This is a genomic window from Microbacterium sp. MYb62 (assembly GCF_002979475.1).
GTDB lineage: Bacteria > Actinomycetota > Actinomycetes > Actinomycetales > Microbacteriaceae > Microbacterium.
The window spans coordinates 24,266-38,986 of record NZ_PCOY01000007.1; the positions used below are offsets into that span (position 1 = coordinate 24,266).

Genomic DNA, 14,721 nt, shown 5'->3' on the forward strand with positions numbered 1-14,721 from the left:
GAGCGCGTCGTTGCTCCTTCCAGCCTATCGCCCGTGCACGCTGCGCGCTCCGGGGCCTAGCGACCGCTGTCCGCGTTGTAGCGGTCGAGGACGGTGTCGATCGGACCGTCGAGAACCAGCTCGCCCTTGTCCAGGTAGAGCCCCCGCGAGCAGAAGCGGCGGAGGTCCCGCTCGTTGTGGGACACGAAGAAGAGCGTGCGCCCTTCCGCCAGCAGCTCGTCGATGCGCTGGTAGCACTTGTCGCGGAATCCCTTGTCGCCGACCGCCAGAACCTCGTCGACGAGCAGGATCGGCTCGTCGAGCTGGGAGACGACCGCGAACGCCAGGCGCACCTTCATGCCGTTGGAGAGGTGCTTGTAGGGGGTGTCCTCGAAACCCGCGAGTTCGGCGAAGGCGATGATCCCGTCGTAGCGACGGGAGACCTCCGCACGGGACATGCCGTGCAGACCCGCCGTCAGCCGGACGTTCTCGCGCACGGTGAGATCACCCACGAACCCGCCGGTGATCTCGATCAGAGGAGCGACGCCGCCGTTCACCGTCACCGTGCCCTCGTCGGGGAGGAGCACCTTCGCGACGAGGCGCAGCAGCGTCGACTTTCCCTGCCCGTTGCGTCCGACGACACCGATCGCCTCGCCGGGCTTCACCACGAAGGAGACGTCCCGCAGCGGCCAGAACTCGTCGGGGCGGGAACGACGCGATGAGCCCGCGAAGAGGTCCTTGAGGCTCCGGCGCCCACGACGGTTGCGTCGGAATCTCACACCGAGCCCGTCGGCGGCGATCGCCACATCCTCTGTCACGTGTTCCCCCATCAGAGTTCCTTCAGCACCGTGCGCTCGAGCCGACGGAACACGAAGATGCCGAGTGCCAGGATGCCGAAGCTCATCGCGATGCCGATCAGGACGGGCTCGGTGCTCCACTGCTCGGGGAAGAATCCGACGCGGTAGAGCGTGAAGATGCCCGCCAGCGGGTTGAACGCTCCGATCACGTCGAAGGGCGCCGGCAGATCGGCCACCCCGTAGATGATCGGCGTGGCGTAGAACAGCGCACGGAGGATGAGCGCGGTCGTCCGCTCGAGGTCGGAGTAGAGCACGCACAGCGGTGCGACGAGGAGACCGAGGCCCACCAGGAGGACCGCCTGCATGACGACCGCGAGCGGGAACCAGAGCAGCCCCCAGCCGACGGGTGCCCCGGTGGCGACGGCGAACAGCACCAGGACGGGCAGCGAGAAGAGGAACTCGATGCCCTTGCTGAGGACGATCCGGTTGACCCAGATCGATCGCGGGATCGCGGTGGAGCGCACCAGGCGCGAGTCCTTGCGGAATGCGCGGGTGAAGTCCGAGACCGAGGTGTTGAACCACACCCACGGCAGGAGCGCCGTGAGCAGGAAGACGATGTAGGGCTCCTCCCCCACCGTCCTGTGGAACACCACGGTGAACACGAACCAGTAGATCGCGCTCATCACCAGCGGATCGAGCACCGACCACACGTATCCGAGCATGCTCGTCGCATACCGGACCCGCAGATCCCGCGCCGAGAGCAGCCACAGCGAGTGCAGATAGCGCCGGGGCGTGCCGGGAGCCCCCACCGTCGAACCGCTCATCCTGCTCCTGTGTCCGAATTCTCGCGCTGCACGCCCTCCGGCGTCAGTCGCCGCTCTGCACGGCGTCGAAGAGCTGACGCCACCGGGCAGGCGAAGTGATCCTCGGCGCCCCCTCGGCGTACTCCGACGCGAGGTGCTTCCACTGACGAGCCAGCCGCAGGTGCAGCCTAATGCTCCGCCACAGGAATCGGTGCATCGTGGCGCGGTCGCGCTGGTACCACGCCACACCGATGCCGTCAGGAGACGTCACGAGAGCCGAGTCGATGTCGGCGAATCGCCACCACGTGATGTCCTGCGCGGAGATGATGCGCTCCGGGTTCCGCCGACTGCCGGGCGCCTGCTTGATGAGGAGCTGGCGTGCGCCGACGCGCGCGGCGAGCAAGATCGCCGCCACGGGGTTCGTGGGCTTCGACACGCCGCCCAGCAGGGCGACCGAGGACCGACGCACCGGCGGCAGCGTCGCGAAGTCCTCGACGACCTTCGAGTCGATGTAGCGGGTGCGCAGCTCACGGATCTCACCCTGCTTGCTCGGCAGCAGCTCGGGAAGCTGTGCCGGGCCGCGGAACACGTCGCGGAGCGCCTCGTGCCGGAGACGGACGGCGGAGTACTGCAGCATGAACAGCAGCTTGATGTCACCCAGGAACGAATGCAGCGGCAGGTACCCGCCGCTGCGGACGTGGGAGTGGAGCAGCCCGGTCACCACGCGGTTGCGGTGGATGAAGTACTCCTCCCAGGTGCGCGTGGGGTCCTTGTCATGCCAGGCCATATGCCAGACGGCGACGCCGGGCAGGCAGACCGTCGGGTAGCCGTGTTCCCGGGCGCGGAGGGAGAACTCGATGTCATCGAACTTCAGGAAAACCGGCAGGGAGAGCCCGATCTCCCTGAGCACGCGGGTGGGGATGAGGCACATCCACCAGCCGTTGAAGTCGGCGCCGAGGTGACGGTGCAGCTCGGGTGTGGAGCGCAGCGGCTCTTCGGCGAAGTCGTGGTCGTACTCGCTCTCACCCGACGGTCGCATCCACGACTTGCGCTGGTCCCAGAGCTCGCCCTGCGTGTACAGCACGGAGCGATCGTCGAGGTGCAGCATCCCGCCGCCGACGATCGTGGGCACCGTGGCGAAGTCCGCGAAGCGCACCGCACGCACGATGGCCTCGGGTTCCGAGATCGCGTCGTCGTCGAGAAGCAGGACGTATTCGCTGTCGCCGTCAAGGGACTCGAGCATCGCACGCGAGAATCCGCCGGATCCACCGAGGTTGGGCTGGCGGATGATCGCCAGCTTGTCGCCGAGGCGGGCTGCCGCTTCGGCGAAGCCCGGCTGGTCGCTGACGAGGTCCGTGCCCTGATCGACGACCACGACGCGGTCGAGCACCTCGTGCACGTGCTCGTTCTGACCCACCGCGATGATCTGGTTCAGGCAGTACGACGGACGGTTGAACGTCGTGATGCCGACGGTGGCCTTCCCCGGGGTCCAGTCCTCCGGTGCGACGACCTGCCACTCGGCGGAGACGAGCGTCGCGTCGGAGCTGCCGGCCGCGATGTCGAACCAGTAGAAGCCGCCGTCGATGAACGACGTGACGGGGAGGTCGAACTCCACCGTCTCGTCGGTGAAGGTCTTGGAGGCGAGAGCCGAAGCGCGTCCTCGGGCACTGGACTTGTAGACCGAGATCAGACCGCGTCCTTCGACGGTCGCCACCAGACGCACGGAGCGGACGGTGGTGGAGTGCTGCCAGTCGCTGGCCGGGAAGGCGTTGAAGAACGTGCTCAGCGAGACGCGACGGTGCGCGTAGACCTTGATGCTCCGACGGTTGACGATCTCATAGGCCTCGCCGGGCTGGGAACCGTCACCGGACCCCGTGTCCACGTAGAGTGCGGAGACCTCGGCCACCCCTTCCGCGGGGAAGACGGTGTGGTTGACGGTGACGTAGTTCTTCTCGTTTTCGACCATGGTGTCCCTCTCCTCAGGCGAGGTGGTTGTTCCACATCGACAGGGCGGAGCCGATGGCCATGTGCATGTCGAGGTACTGGTAGGTGCCGAGGCGTCCGCCGAAGTGGACATCCTCCTCGCCCTTGGTGAGTTCACGGTACGCCAGCAGACCGTCGCGATCGCTCTGAGTGTTCACCGGGTAATAAGGCTCGTCTTCACGCGTCGCGAAGCGCGAGAACTCGCGCATGATGACCGTCTTGTCGGTCGGGTAGCGATCGGCGCGCTCGGGGTGGAAGTGGCGGAACTCGTGGATCCGCGTGTAGGGCACTCCGGCGTCCGCATAGTTCATCACCGGGGTCCCCTGGAAGTCACCGGTCGCGAGGACCTCTTCCTCGAAGTCGAGCGTCCGCCACGAGAGAGCGCCCTCCGAGTAGTCGAAGTAGCGGTCCACAGGTCCCGTGTAGACGATGGGCACCTGCCCGACGGTGGCCTTCTTGTTGAGCGGCTGCGTCTCGTCGAAGAAGTCGACGTTGAGCTTCACCTCGATGTTGGGGTGGTCGGCCATCCGCTCGATCCAGGCGGTGTAGCCGTCGGTCGGAAGGCCTTCCCACGTGTCGTTGAAGTAGCGGTTGTCGTACGTGTAGCGGACGGGGAGTCGGCTGATGATCTCGGCCGGAAGCTGATTCGGATCGGTCTGCCACTGCTTCGCGGTGTAGTCGCGGATGAACGCCTCGTACAGCGGGCGGCCGATGAGGCCGATCCCGCGCTCCTCGAGGTTCTGCGCCTGCTTCGCATCGAACTCGCCGGCGAGCTCGTGCACGAGCGCGCGTGCTTCGTCCGGCGAGTAGGCGGCGTTGAAGAACTGGTTGATCGTCCCGAGGTTGATCGGGAGCGGGAACACGACGCCCTTGTGGTTCGTGTAGACCCGGTGCACGTAGTTCGTGAAGGTGGTGAAGCGGTTGACGTACTCCCACACCGTCGGGTTCGACGTGTGGAACAGGTGCGCGCCGTAGCGGTGCACCTCGATCCCGGTCTCCGGTTCGTCCTCGCTGTAGGCGTTGCCGCCGATGTGGTGGCGGCGGTCGATGACTGTGACCTTGCGTCCTGCTTGTGCGGCGCGTTCAGCGATGGTGAGGCCGAAGAAACCCGACCCGACGACGAGGAGATCCATAGATGCAACTTTCCTGATGCTGACCGACGTGTGTACTGCGCGTGCACCGCTACAGGCACGCATTCCCACATTTTAGCCGTCAGAGGTTGCGATCAAGCTGAGGGCTCGGCCACCTAGCCGGATTCGGTGAGGATTCGCTCGAGGAACGGCGTCAGAGTGCGCGCGTAGCTTCCCGAGAGATGGTTGTCATCGATGTAGACCGCGACGTTGCCGATCGCCGCCTCGCACATGTCGCCAGGGCAGAGCCAGGGGGTGAAGTCGACGACGGTGATCGCGTCGCGCAGCGCCTCCGCCGGATTCACCTCCGACAGGACCTCTTCTCGGGGCACCGCGCAGTCCGTGGAGGGATCGATCGCGCACTGGTACATGTTGAACGAGAACCGCGGATTGTCGCGCACGCCGATCACGGGGATCCCCGCGAGACGCATCTCGTCCACGGCTTCCTCGATCCCGTTCAGCAGGCGTTCCGGCTGGTGGGCATCGGCTCGCGTGACGACCAGATACACGGCGTCCGGGGTGATCTCCTTCGCGTAGTCGAAGGCGGCGCGGACCCAGGTCTCGCATGACGACAGGGTGAGGCTGCGGGATTCCTCGGTGAGTCCCGCCGTGCATCCTCCCTGGAGTAAGGTGACCACCGCGAGGTCGCTTTCCTCGAAGAGCGCGTTCAGCGGTACCGACAGCTGCTGGGCGTGCGAGTCGCCGATGACGAGGATCCGGTGCTCCGCCTCGTCTCCGCCGACGTTCTGATTGCACGACGTGCGGAGGATCTCCGCCCTGGGAGCGAGGACGCCTTCGCACGCGGGACCGACCGAAGTCCACTCGTCATCCAGCGCCGTCGGCAGCGGTATCAGGGGACGCTCGCCACCGGCGATGTCGATCGCGGCACCGACCTGCGCGGCCCCCGGATAGTCGACGTCGGCGACGTCCGCCGCGATCTCGGCCACGCGGAGCTGTTCGACGCCGCGCCAGGTCCCGGTGACGCCGGCGACCGCGATGACGGAGGCCGTGATGACGGCGAGGCTCTGCAGTGAACCCGCTCTGCCGGGCCGCGACGGCTCGCGCAGCGGCGCCTCGACGAAGCGCGAGAGGAGGCGCGCGGTGACGAGGGAGCCGACGATGATCACGAGTCCGGCCCCGAGTCCGACTCGGTCGACGTCGAACACGACCATCCACGTGACGAGGATCGGCCAGTGCACCAGGTAGAGCGCGTAGGCGTCACCGGAGAAGTACGTCATCGGCTTCGATGCGAGCAACGACGCAGGCCCTCCGCGCGCATCACCCGCCCCGGACACGATCACGGCGGCGGCGCAGAGCACCGGCCACAGGGCCAGATAGCCGGGGAATCGTCCGCCGACATCGAGGAGGATGCCGCAGAGCACGATGCCTGCCACACCACCCCAGCCGAGCACGGCGCGGATGACGACGCCCAGACGGATGAACGGCAGCAGCAGAGCCAGGAGCGAGCCCGCCGCGAACTCCCACAGTCGCGTCCGGGTGTCGAAGTACGCGAACGCCTGGTCGGACCGGGTCTCGATGATCGAGAACCACAGCGACCAGACGAAGATGACGAGGAAGACGCCGATCAGCGCAGGACGGATGAGGTCGCGACGGCGGCGGAGGATGAGTGCGACGAGGAGGATGAGCACGGGCCAGAGGAGGAACACCTGCCCCTGGATCGACAGCGACCAGAAATGCTGCAACGGGCTCGTCTCGGAACTGTCACGGACGTAGTAGTCGACCTCGGAGAACGCCAGCTGCCAGTTCTGCACGTAGAAGAGGCTCGCCCAGGTCTCATTCCAGATCCGCGTCCACTGGGTCGGCGGGAAGAACGCGGCACTCGCGGCGAGGACAGCGAGCAGGGTCACGGCGGCGGCCGGGACGAGCCGACGGAAGCGTCGGCTCCAGAACTGCGGCAGCGACAGCGGGGTCCCCGCCACCACCCGGCGCGTCAGCGAACCCGTGAGGAGGAAGGCGGAGATCATCAGGAAGACATCGACACCGCCGGAGACCCGGCCGAACCACACGTGGTAGACGACGACGAGCACAATCGCCAGAGTGCGCAGTCCATCGATGTCGGCTCGATAGCCGGCGCTGCGCAGCTCGGTCGCTGGCCTGTTTGTGGGCACGCGAAAAACCTCGGTCGGACGACGGTCGTCTCCGCCGATTCGGGTGAGCGGAGACTTCCGATCCACCCTAACCCACGGTCTCTTCCAGCGTCATCCGCGCGGCGCAGGAGGGGCGGCGAGGGCCTCATCGAGCGTGATGCGGAGACGGTCGCTGAGCGTCGCCGCATAGGCGCTACTCAGATGATCCGCATCGTAGAACACCGGCTCCCCTCCGACGGCGGCGAAGCACACCGCGTCGTCGCAGAGCAGAGGGGTCATGTCGACAGGCCACAGTCCGCTCCGCGTCTCCGCGGAGGCCAGTGCTACGGGATCCGGCGGAAGCGCGGTCTCGCGCGCGATGGCGCACTCGACCGGTGCCTGCGCGTTGAGCACGACACAGTCGATGTCTCGGACATCGCCGTTCAGAGGAGTGTCCGCGATGGGGACGACAGCGATGCCCGCGTCGATCCAGCGGCCCCAGGTGCCACGCAGTGCCTCCACGAACTGCTCGTCATGCACGCGCCCGCTCCCGTCGTCGACGAGTTGCTGTCGAGCGGCCATCGACGTGATCACCATGTCGGGCGGATCCGCCACGAGTTCATCGGAGAGTGCGTCCGCCCAATTCCGACAGCGCTCATAGTCCACCGGTCCCCACAGCGCGTCGAAGCCGACGAAAGCGACGTCGGCCGGCGGACACCCCGGGAAAGAGCTGATCGTGAGCTGCCACCCTTCCGCTCGTGCGACCGGGAAGATCGCCGCCTGCCACTGCTCCGCGTGGGAGTCTCCGACCAGCCACACCCGGGGACCGGGTTCGCCGGCGGCGAAATCGCATTCCCGCGTCGTCTGGCGGCCATCGAAGGCCAAGACGTCTTTGAGTTCCCCGCATTCCGGCGCGAGACCGAAATAGGCGTCCTCGGCGGTGACGACCGGATCGACCACCGTCACGGAGGGATCGCATCTCGCCGGATCCATCAGCGACGCGGCCCCGTGGCACACCCCGGTCTGTTGTTCCGCCGACTCCGCGGCGGCGTCACGGATCGCCGCGCCACCGAGGAGGGCGAACGCGAGCGCGACGACCACGGCCATCATGAGTCCGCCACCGAGGAACGCCCGAGGCGTCTCACGCCACCACGCGGCCCGCTGAGCCGGAGCCTCCACCCACCGGCGACCCGCCCAGGCGAGCGCCAGCGCCGCCGCGAGGACCAGGAGCCGGGACCACCACGAGAGCGGCGCGGCGATGAGGAAAGGGGTCAGCACGATGAGCGGCCAGTGCCAGAGGTACAGGGAATACGACACTTCACCCAGCCACTGGACCGGCCGCCGATCGGTCACGACGGCCACGCCCCACAACGGCGCTCTTCGGCCCGTGCCGGCGAGGATCACGGCGGCGGTAGCCGCCACCGGCAGGAGGGCCGCGACTCCCGGATAGCCCGTCTGCGGCCCGTAGAGGAACGCCGCCACCGCGATGCCCACATATCCGAGGACCGCGAGACCGGAAGCGGCGAGCGCGTTGATCCGCTGCAACGCCGTCACGGGGATCAGCGCGATCGCCGCCCCGGCCGCGAACTCCCATGCTCGGGTGAAGGTCACGAAATACGCCTGTGAGGGGAACGCGGTCGTGTACACGACGCTGCTCGTGAAGGAGAGGACGAGAACGATGAGCACGACCGCCCGCAGCGCCCGACGCCGATCCCCGCCGACACCTCGGCGGGCGATCACGGCCGCGGTTCCGAGCAGCAGCAGCGGCCAGACGAGGTAGAACTGCTCCTCGACGGAGAGCGACCAGAAGTGCTGCACTGCACTCGCTGCCGCATTGTGCGCGGAGTAGTCGACGGAGAGGCCGGCCAATGTCCAGTTCTCGACGTACAAGGCGCTCGAGATCGCCTGGACCGCATTGTCCGTCCACCGTGGGTACGGCAGCAGCAGCGACACCCCGATCAGGGTGACGGCGAGCACGAGGAGCGCGGCCGGCAGCAGGCGTCTGATGCGCCGTGCATAGAACGGCGCCAACCGGATCCGGCCGGTGCGATCGAGCTCGGCGAGCAGGTGCCCCGTGATGAGGAAGCCGGAGATGACGAAGAACACATCGACGCCGACGTATCCGCCGGTCATCCGCTCCGGCCAGAGGTGGTTGAGCACCACGAGGGCGATGGCCACCGCTCGCAGGGCCTGGATGTCGGTGCGGAACCGCGGGGTTCGCACCGACACCCGGGATCGAGGGACCGCCGGGGCGGGCGCGCTCACGAGCGCAGGTACTCCTCGAGCTGTTCCCCGGCGTCACGCGGGACGAAACCGGTCCCCTCGATCTTCACGAGATCGAGGACGCTGTTCAGCGGCCGCGGAGCGACCGGGCCCTCGGCACCGGCGAAGTACTCCGCCGTGCTCACCCCGGAGACCTTCGAGCGGTCCACGCCGACGAGAGCGAAGATATCCGCCGCGATCTCGGCCCAGGTGCGGGGCTCCCCGGCACCGGTGACATTGTAGGTGCCGTAGGGCGCTCCCGTCGAGAGCAGGTGGGCGATGGCCCGAGCGATCTCCGTCGCGAAGGTGAGGCGTCCCCGCTGATCGTCGACGACCTTCGGTGCGATCCCGCGCTCCGCGAGCGATGCCATCGTGCGGACGAAGTTCTTCCCGTCGCCGATGACCCAGGAAGTGCGCAGCACGTAGTGGCGGGCAACCGTGCCGACGGCGAGATCGCCCGCCGCCTTCGACTGCCCGTACACGCCCAGCGGGCACACGGCGTCGTCTTCGCGATAAGGACGGTCCGCAGACCCGTCGAACACGTAGTCGCTCGACACGTGCACCAGAGTGAGGCCGTACTCGCCGGCGATGCGCGCCAACGCCGCGGGACCTGCGGCGTTCGCCGACCATGCATCCCGACGTCCGTCCCGAGTCTCGGCGAGATCGACAGCCGTGTACGCGCCGGCGTTGATGATGGTGTCGTAGTCGCGCCAGCGCCGCGACGTGGCGGATTCCGGATCACCGAGATCGAACTCGGCGCGGGTCGTCCATTCGATGTGCGGGAGGTCGCCGAGCTCGTCGCGCAGTGCCCGTCCGAGTTGACCGCCTGCGCCGACGACGAGGGTCTTGCGCGCACCGATCGGCGTGACATCGGCAAGTCTCGGGTGCACGAGGTCCTTCGCCGAGATCTCGACCTCGGGGAGCGGGATCGGCCAGGCGATCGCCGCGGTCTCGTCAGCCAGATTCAGGAAGGAGTAGGACGCGTCCGCGGACCAGTGGTCGTTGACGAGATACGTGTACGCGGTGTCGGGCTCGAGTGTCTGGTAGGAATTGCCCACGCCGCGCGGCACGAAGATGGCCTTCGACGCATCGATCTCCGTCGTGAACACCGCGCCGAACGTCGGCCCTTCACGCAGATCGACCCAAGCGCCGAAGATGCGCCCGGTCGCGACCGACACCCACTTGTCCCAGGGTTCGGCATGGATTCCACGCGTCGTCCCGACCGCGTCGTTGAACGACACGTTGTTCTGGACGGGTCCGAAATCCGGCAGACCCAGCGCCGTCATCTTCTCGCGCTGCCAGTTCTCCTTGAACCACCCGCGCGAGTCCCCGTGGACGGGGAGGTCGAACACGACCAGACCGGGGATCCCGGTCTCGACCCGCGTGAGCTTCTTGCCGAACTCGATCTCGCCCACCGTGTCCTACTGTCCCTTCGTCGCGTAGAAGGCCTCGGTGGCATCCTTCGACGGTGCCCACCACACCTCGTTCTCGCGGTACCACTGGATGGTCGCGGCGAGTCCGGACTCGAAGTCGGCGTACTCCGGCGTCCACCCGAGTTCCGTGCGGAGCTTGGTCGAGTCGATCGCGTAGCGCAGATCGTGACCGGCGCGATCGGTGACGTGGTCGTAGGCGTCGCGCGGCTGCCCCATCTCCTCGAGGATGAGCTCCACGACGTCCTTGTTGTTGCGCTCGCCGTCGGCGCCGATGAGATACGTCTCGCCGATGCGCCCCTTCTCGAGGATGGTGAGCACCGCCGAGGAATGATCGTTCGCGTGGATCCAGTCCCGCACGTTCTCGCCCGCACCGTAGAGCTTGGGACGGATGCCGCGGATCACGTTGGTGATCTGCCGAGGGATGAACTTCTCGACGTGCTGGTAGGGACCGTAGTTGTTCGAGCAGTTCGAGATCGTGGCCTGCACGCCGAAGGAACGCACCCAGGCGCGAACCAGGAGATCGCTGCCGGCCTTGGTCGAGGAGTACGGCGACGAAGGGTTGTACGGAGTCTCCTCGGTGAACCGCTCCGGGTCGTCGAGCTCGAGGTCGCCGTACACCTCATCGGTGGAGATGTGGTGGAACCGACGCTCGTGCCGCCGCGCGGCCTCCAGCAGCGTGTAGGTGCCGACGATGTTCGTGTCGAGGAACGGACGCGGGCTGTGCAGCGAGTTGTCGTTGTGCGATTCCGCAGCGTAGTGGATCACCGCATCCGCCTCACCGGTGAGCCGGTCGACGAGCTCCGCGTCGGTGATGTCGCCGTGGACGAACTCGACCCGGTTCTCGGGCAGGCCGGCGAGCGACTCGCGGTTGCCGGCATACGTGAGTGCGTCCAGGACGGTCACCGTGTGGTCGGTGTTCTCGACGACATGGTGCACGAAGTTGGATCCGATGAATCCGGCACCTCCCGTCACGAGCAGGCGGGTCATGCTTGTCCTCTCTTGAGCAGGTCCAGAAGGTAGGAGCCGTATCCGCTCTTGACGAGCTTCTCCGCGCGCTCGCGCAGTTCGTCATCGGTCAGGAATCCCTGACGCCAGGCGACCTCCTCCGGCACGCCGATCTTCAGCGAGGTCCGTCGCTCCATGGTGCGGACGTACTCCGCGGCATCCGTCATCTGGTCGAACGTCCCCGTGTCGAGCCAGGCGGTGCCACGAGGGAGCACCTCGACCTGGAGGTCGCCGCGCTCCAGGTAGGCGCGGTTGACGTCGGTGATCTCGTACTCGCCACGCGCCGAGGGCGCGAGGTTCCGTGCGATCTCGACGACGTCGTTGTCGTAGAAGTAGAGCCCGGGAACCGCGTAGTTGCTCTTCGGGTGCGCGGGCTTCTCCTCGAGCGACACGGCCGTCCCGTCCGCGTCGAACTCGACGACGCCGTAGGCCTCCGGCTCGGCGACCCAGTACGCGAAGATCGCCCCGCCCTCGATGTTCCCGAAGCGCTGCAGCTTATTGCCGAGCCCCGGGCCGTAGAGCAGGTTGTCGCCGAGCACGAGAGCGACGCTGTCATCTCCGATGAAGTCCGCGCCGATCGTGAACGCCTGGGCGAGACCGTCCGGTGAGGGCTGCTGCGCGAACGTGAGATTGATCCCGAACTGGGATCCGTCACCGAGCAGCCGCTCGAAGTGCGCAGCGTCGTGCGGCGTCGTGATCACCAGGATGTCGCGGATGCCGGCGAGCATCAACGTCGACAGTGGGTAGTACACCATCGGCTTGTCATAGACGGGGATCAGCTGCTTGGAGACGCCCAGAGTGATCGGATGCAAACGAGTGCCCGATCCTCCCGCGAGAATAATGCCTTTCACCCCAACATCGTGCCACATCCGGGCTGAGAGCACGGGAGCACGGCATGTTGACTTGCGTCACATCAATCACAGTGGCACCATCAGTAGCTTTGCGCCACAATGGGGTTTGTGACCGGCTCCCCCACCCCACGCCTGCGCACGCTCCTCTCCAGCGCCGCAGCCATCGTCTTCGCGACGTCCCTCCTCGTCGCGACCCCCGCCCAGGCGACGGCCTCCCCCGCCGCGCCCACCTCGGCCACCGCCGTCAGCGACGTCGCCGCCGCGACGCAGCCGGTGAAGTCCCTGGTCACCGATAGCTTCCGCGCGGGGAACATCATCTCGGACAGCGTCTTCTACGATGACTCGACGATGTCGGCCGCATCGATCGACTCGTTCTTCCGCTCCAAGGTGTCGTCCTGCCGTTCCGGCTACGTGTGCCTGAAGGACTACCGGCAGAACACCCCGAACCGCGCAGGGGACAAATACTGCAACGGCTACCAGGGCGCGGGCAACGAATCGGCCGCCACCATCATCTACAAGGTCGCCCAGTCCTGCGGCATCAACCCGCAGGTGTTCATCGTGATGCTGCAGAAGGAGCAGGGGCTCGTCACCCACACGTGGCCCAGCGACTGGCGATACACAATGGCGCTCGGCCAGGGGTGCCCCGACACCGCTCCGTGCGACCCCGCCTTCGCCGGATTCTTCTACCAGATCTACGGTGCGGGCCGTCAAATGAAGATCTATACCGAGGGCCGGTACTTCACCTACTACGCCCCGGGCAAGACCTGGAACATCCTCTACAACCCGAATGCGGCGTGCGGGCGCGGACCGGTGTACGTCGAGAACGCGGCCACGTCGGCTCTCTACTACTACACGCCGTATCAGCCGAATGCCGCCGCGCTGCGCGCAGGCTACGGCGAGGGCGACGGATGCTCCGCCTACGGCAACCGGAACTTCCACAACTACTTCACCGACTGGTTCGGCTCGACGCAGATCTCCAAGAGGCCGACGGTCGGCACGATCATGGCCCCCGGGGGCGACAAGATCTACATGCTCATGGCCGGCGTGAAGTACCACGTCGTCTCGGGAGAGGACCTCGCACCGTTCTCGGCGCGGTTCGGCGGGGTCACCGTCGTCTCGACGGCATACCTGAACGGACTGCCGGAGGGGCAGCCGATCACCCGCTACGTGCACGACCCGCGCACGGGGACCCTGTACCTTCTCGAACCCGACGGCACCAAGCACCGCTTCGTCGATCCCGGCCAGGTCGCCCGGTTCGGGTACGCGTTCCCCTCCTATGTGAACCTCAACGGGCCCGTCGCCGATGCCTTCGCCACGGGCGCCGAGGTCGGAAACTACCTCCGCTCGGGATCCGACCCGGAGGTCTATGTCTTCGAGGGCGGAACCAAGCGCTACATCGCCACCGTCGAGGCTTGGCAGACCATGACGGGAGGGGCGCCCACATACGTCGCCTCCATGACGCCCCCCGCCGCGAGCGCCCTCCCCAACGGCCGCATCGCCGCACCGCCTCGCACCATGGTCAGGACGACCGCGGAGAACCGTGTCTATCTGACACTGCCGCAGGATCGCCTGGCGTACATCCCCTCCTTCGGCCTGGCCTCCGAGTTCGGCGCGACGACGTTCACGACCACGCCCAACGGCACACTCGATGCCCAGCAGCGCGTACCCGGCGCGCTCTCCCCCGTCATCCAGTGCGGTCAGACTCGCTACCTCGCCGCCGACGGCTCCCTCCACCGCATCACCGGTGACGACCTCGGCGGGATGACTCCGTTCGTGGTGAACGACGCGGAGTGCAGTGCCTTCCCGATCGCGAGCGGCACGGTCAGCGCTCCTTTCTTCGTGCAGCCGCGAGGTAAGGGAGAGGTCTACACGATCGCCGGTGGCAAGCTCCGCTATGTGAGGACGCCGGCGGATCTGAACTCGCTGAACGGGAACCGCCCACTGAAGGTCCTGACCTGGGCATCCGAGACGACATCGTGGTTCGGCATCGGGGCGGAGTACGTGCCCGACGGCGCGTTCGTGAACTTCCAGGGCCGGCCCGAGGTCTACCGATTCACACAGGGATCCCTCCACCACGTTCGCAGCGCCGCGACCCTCACGGCTCTCGGCGGCGGCAAGACGCCGCCGCTCCGGACGCTCCCGAGCGATCGCTTCGCGAGCTTCACCGTCGGAGCGCCCCTGCTGACCGAGAACCAGGATTTCGTGCAGTTCCAAGGCCGACCGGAGGTCTACCGATACACGAACGGCGCTCTCCGCCATGTTCAGAGCATGGAGACCCTGGTGCGCCTCGGCGGCGGCAGGATTCCGACGATCCTCGGCCTCGATGCGGCTTTCGCGAAGGATTACGTCGTCGGGGCGCCGCTCCCCTGACCCCCGGTCCTCCCGGCGAGC

The 14,721-nt window shown here is 67.0% G+C and carries 10 protein-coding genes; 1 reads left to right on the top strand and 9 read right to left on the bottom strand.

Annotated elements, in window-relative coordinates:
- Positions 1-56 precede the first annotated feature (56 nt).
- The 9 genes from CQ042_RS09290 to rfbA form a co-directional block, all read right to left on the bottom strand.
- Positions 57-797 carry an ABC transporter ATP-binding protein gene (locus tag CQ042_RS09290; protein WP_258132176.1) on the bottom strand — a complete coding sequence of 247 codons (741 nt, stop codon included), beginning with the start codon at positions 795-797 and terminating at the stop codon, positions 57-59.
- Between the two features lie 11 nt (positions 798-808).
- The gene (locus CQ042_RS09295; RefSeq protein ID WP_105670200.1) at positions 809-1,600 is read right to left on the bottom strand and encodes an ABC transporter permease; all 792 of its coding nucleotides are present in this window, start codon (positions 1,598-1,600) and stop codon (positions 809-811) included.
- Positions 1,601-1,643: 43 nt separating this feature from the next.
- On the bottom strand, positions 1,644-3,545 hold the full coding sequence (locus CQ042_RS09300; protein WP_181157512.1) for a glycosyltransferase: 1,902 nt from the start codon (positions 3,543-3,545) through the stop codon (positions 1,644-1,646).
- Between the two features lie 13 nt (positions 3,546-3,558).
- Positions 3,559-4,695: a UDP-galactopyranose mutase gene (gene glf / locus CQ042_RS09305; protein ID WP_105670202.1), complete on the bottom strand. Its 1,137-nt coding sequence runs from the start codon at positions 4,693-4,695 to the stop codon at positions 3,559-3,561.
- Positions 4,696-4,808: 113 nt separating this feature from the next.
- Entirely contained in the window at positions 4,809-6,821 is a 2,013-nt protein-coding gene (locus tag CQ042_RS09310) for an acyltransferase family protein (protein WP_181157513.1), read from the bottom strand.
- Positions 6,822-6,911: 90 nt separating this feature from the next.
- A complete protein-coding gene (locus CQ042_RS09315) occupies positions 6,912-9,044 on the bottom strand; it encodes an acyltransferase family protein (protein WP_105670204.1) in 2,133 nt (710 codons plus the stop codon).
- Positions 9,041-10,456 (bottom strand): bifunctional dTDP-4-dehydrorhamnose 3,5-epimerase family protein/NAD(P)-dependent oxidoreductase, encoded by a 1,416-nt coding sequence (locus tag CQ042_RS09320; RefSeq protein ID WP_105670205.1) that lies wholly within the window; start codon positions 10,454-10,456, stop codon positions 9,041-9,043. Before CQ042_RS09320 ends, CQ042_RS09315 begins: the two co-directional genes overlap by 4 nt.
- A 6-nt stretch (positions 10,457-10,462) precedes the next feature.
- Positions 10,463-11,461 (bottom strand): dTDP-glucose 4,6-dehydratase, encoded by a 999-nt coding sequence (rfbB, locus tag CQ042_RS09325; protein WP_105670206.1) that lies wholly within the window; start codon positions 11,459-11,461, stop codon positions 10,463-10,465.
- Entirely contained in the window at positions 11,458-12,330 is an 873-nt protein-coding gene (gene rfbA / locus CQ042_RS09330; protein ID WP_105670207.1) for a glucose-1-phosphate thymidylyltransferase RfbA, read from the bottom strand. Before rfbA ends, rfbB begins: the two co-directional genes overlap by 4 nt.
- A 108-nt stretch (positions 12,331-12,438) precedes the next feature.
- On the opposite strand from rfbA, the gene CQ042_RS09335 reads away from it, so the two are divergent.
- A complete protein-coding gene (locus CQ042_RS09335) occupies positions 12,439-14,700 on the top strand; it encodes a hypothetical protein (RefSeq protein WP_105670208.1) in 2,262 nt (753 codons plus the stop codon).
- Positions 14,701-14,721: the final 21 nt, after the last annotated feature.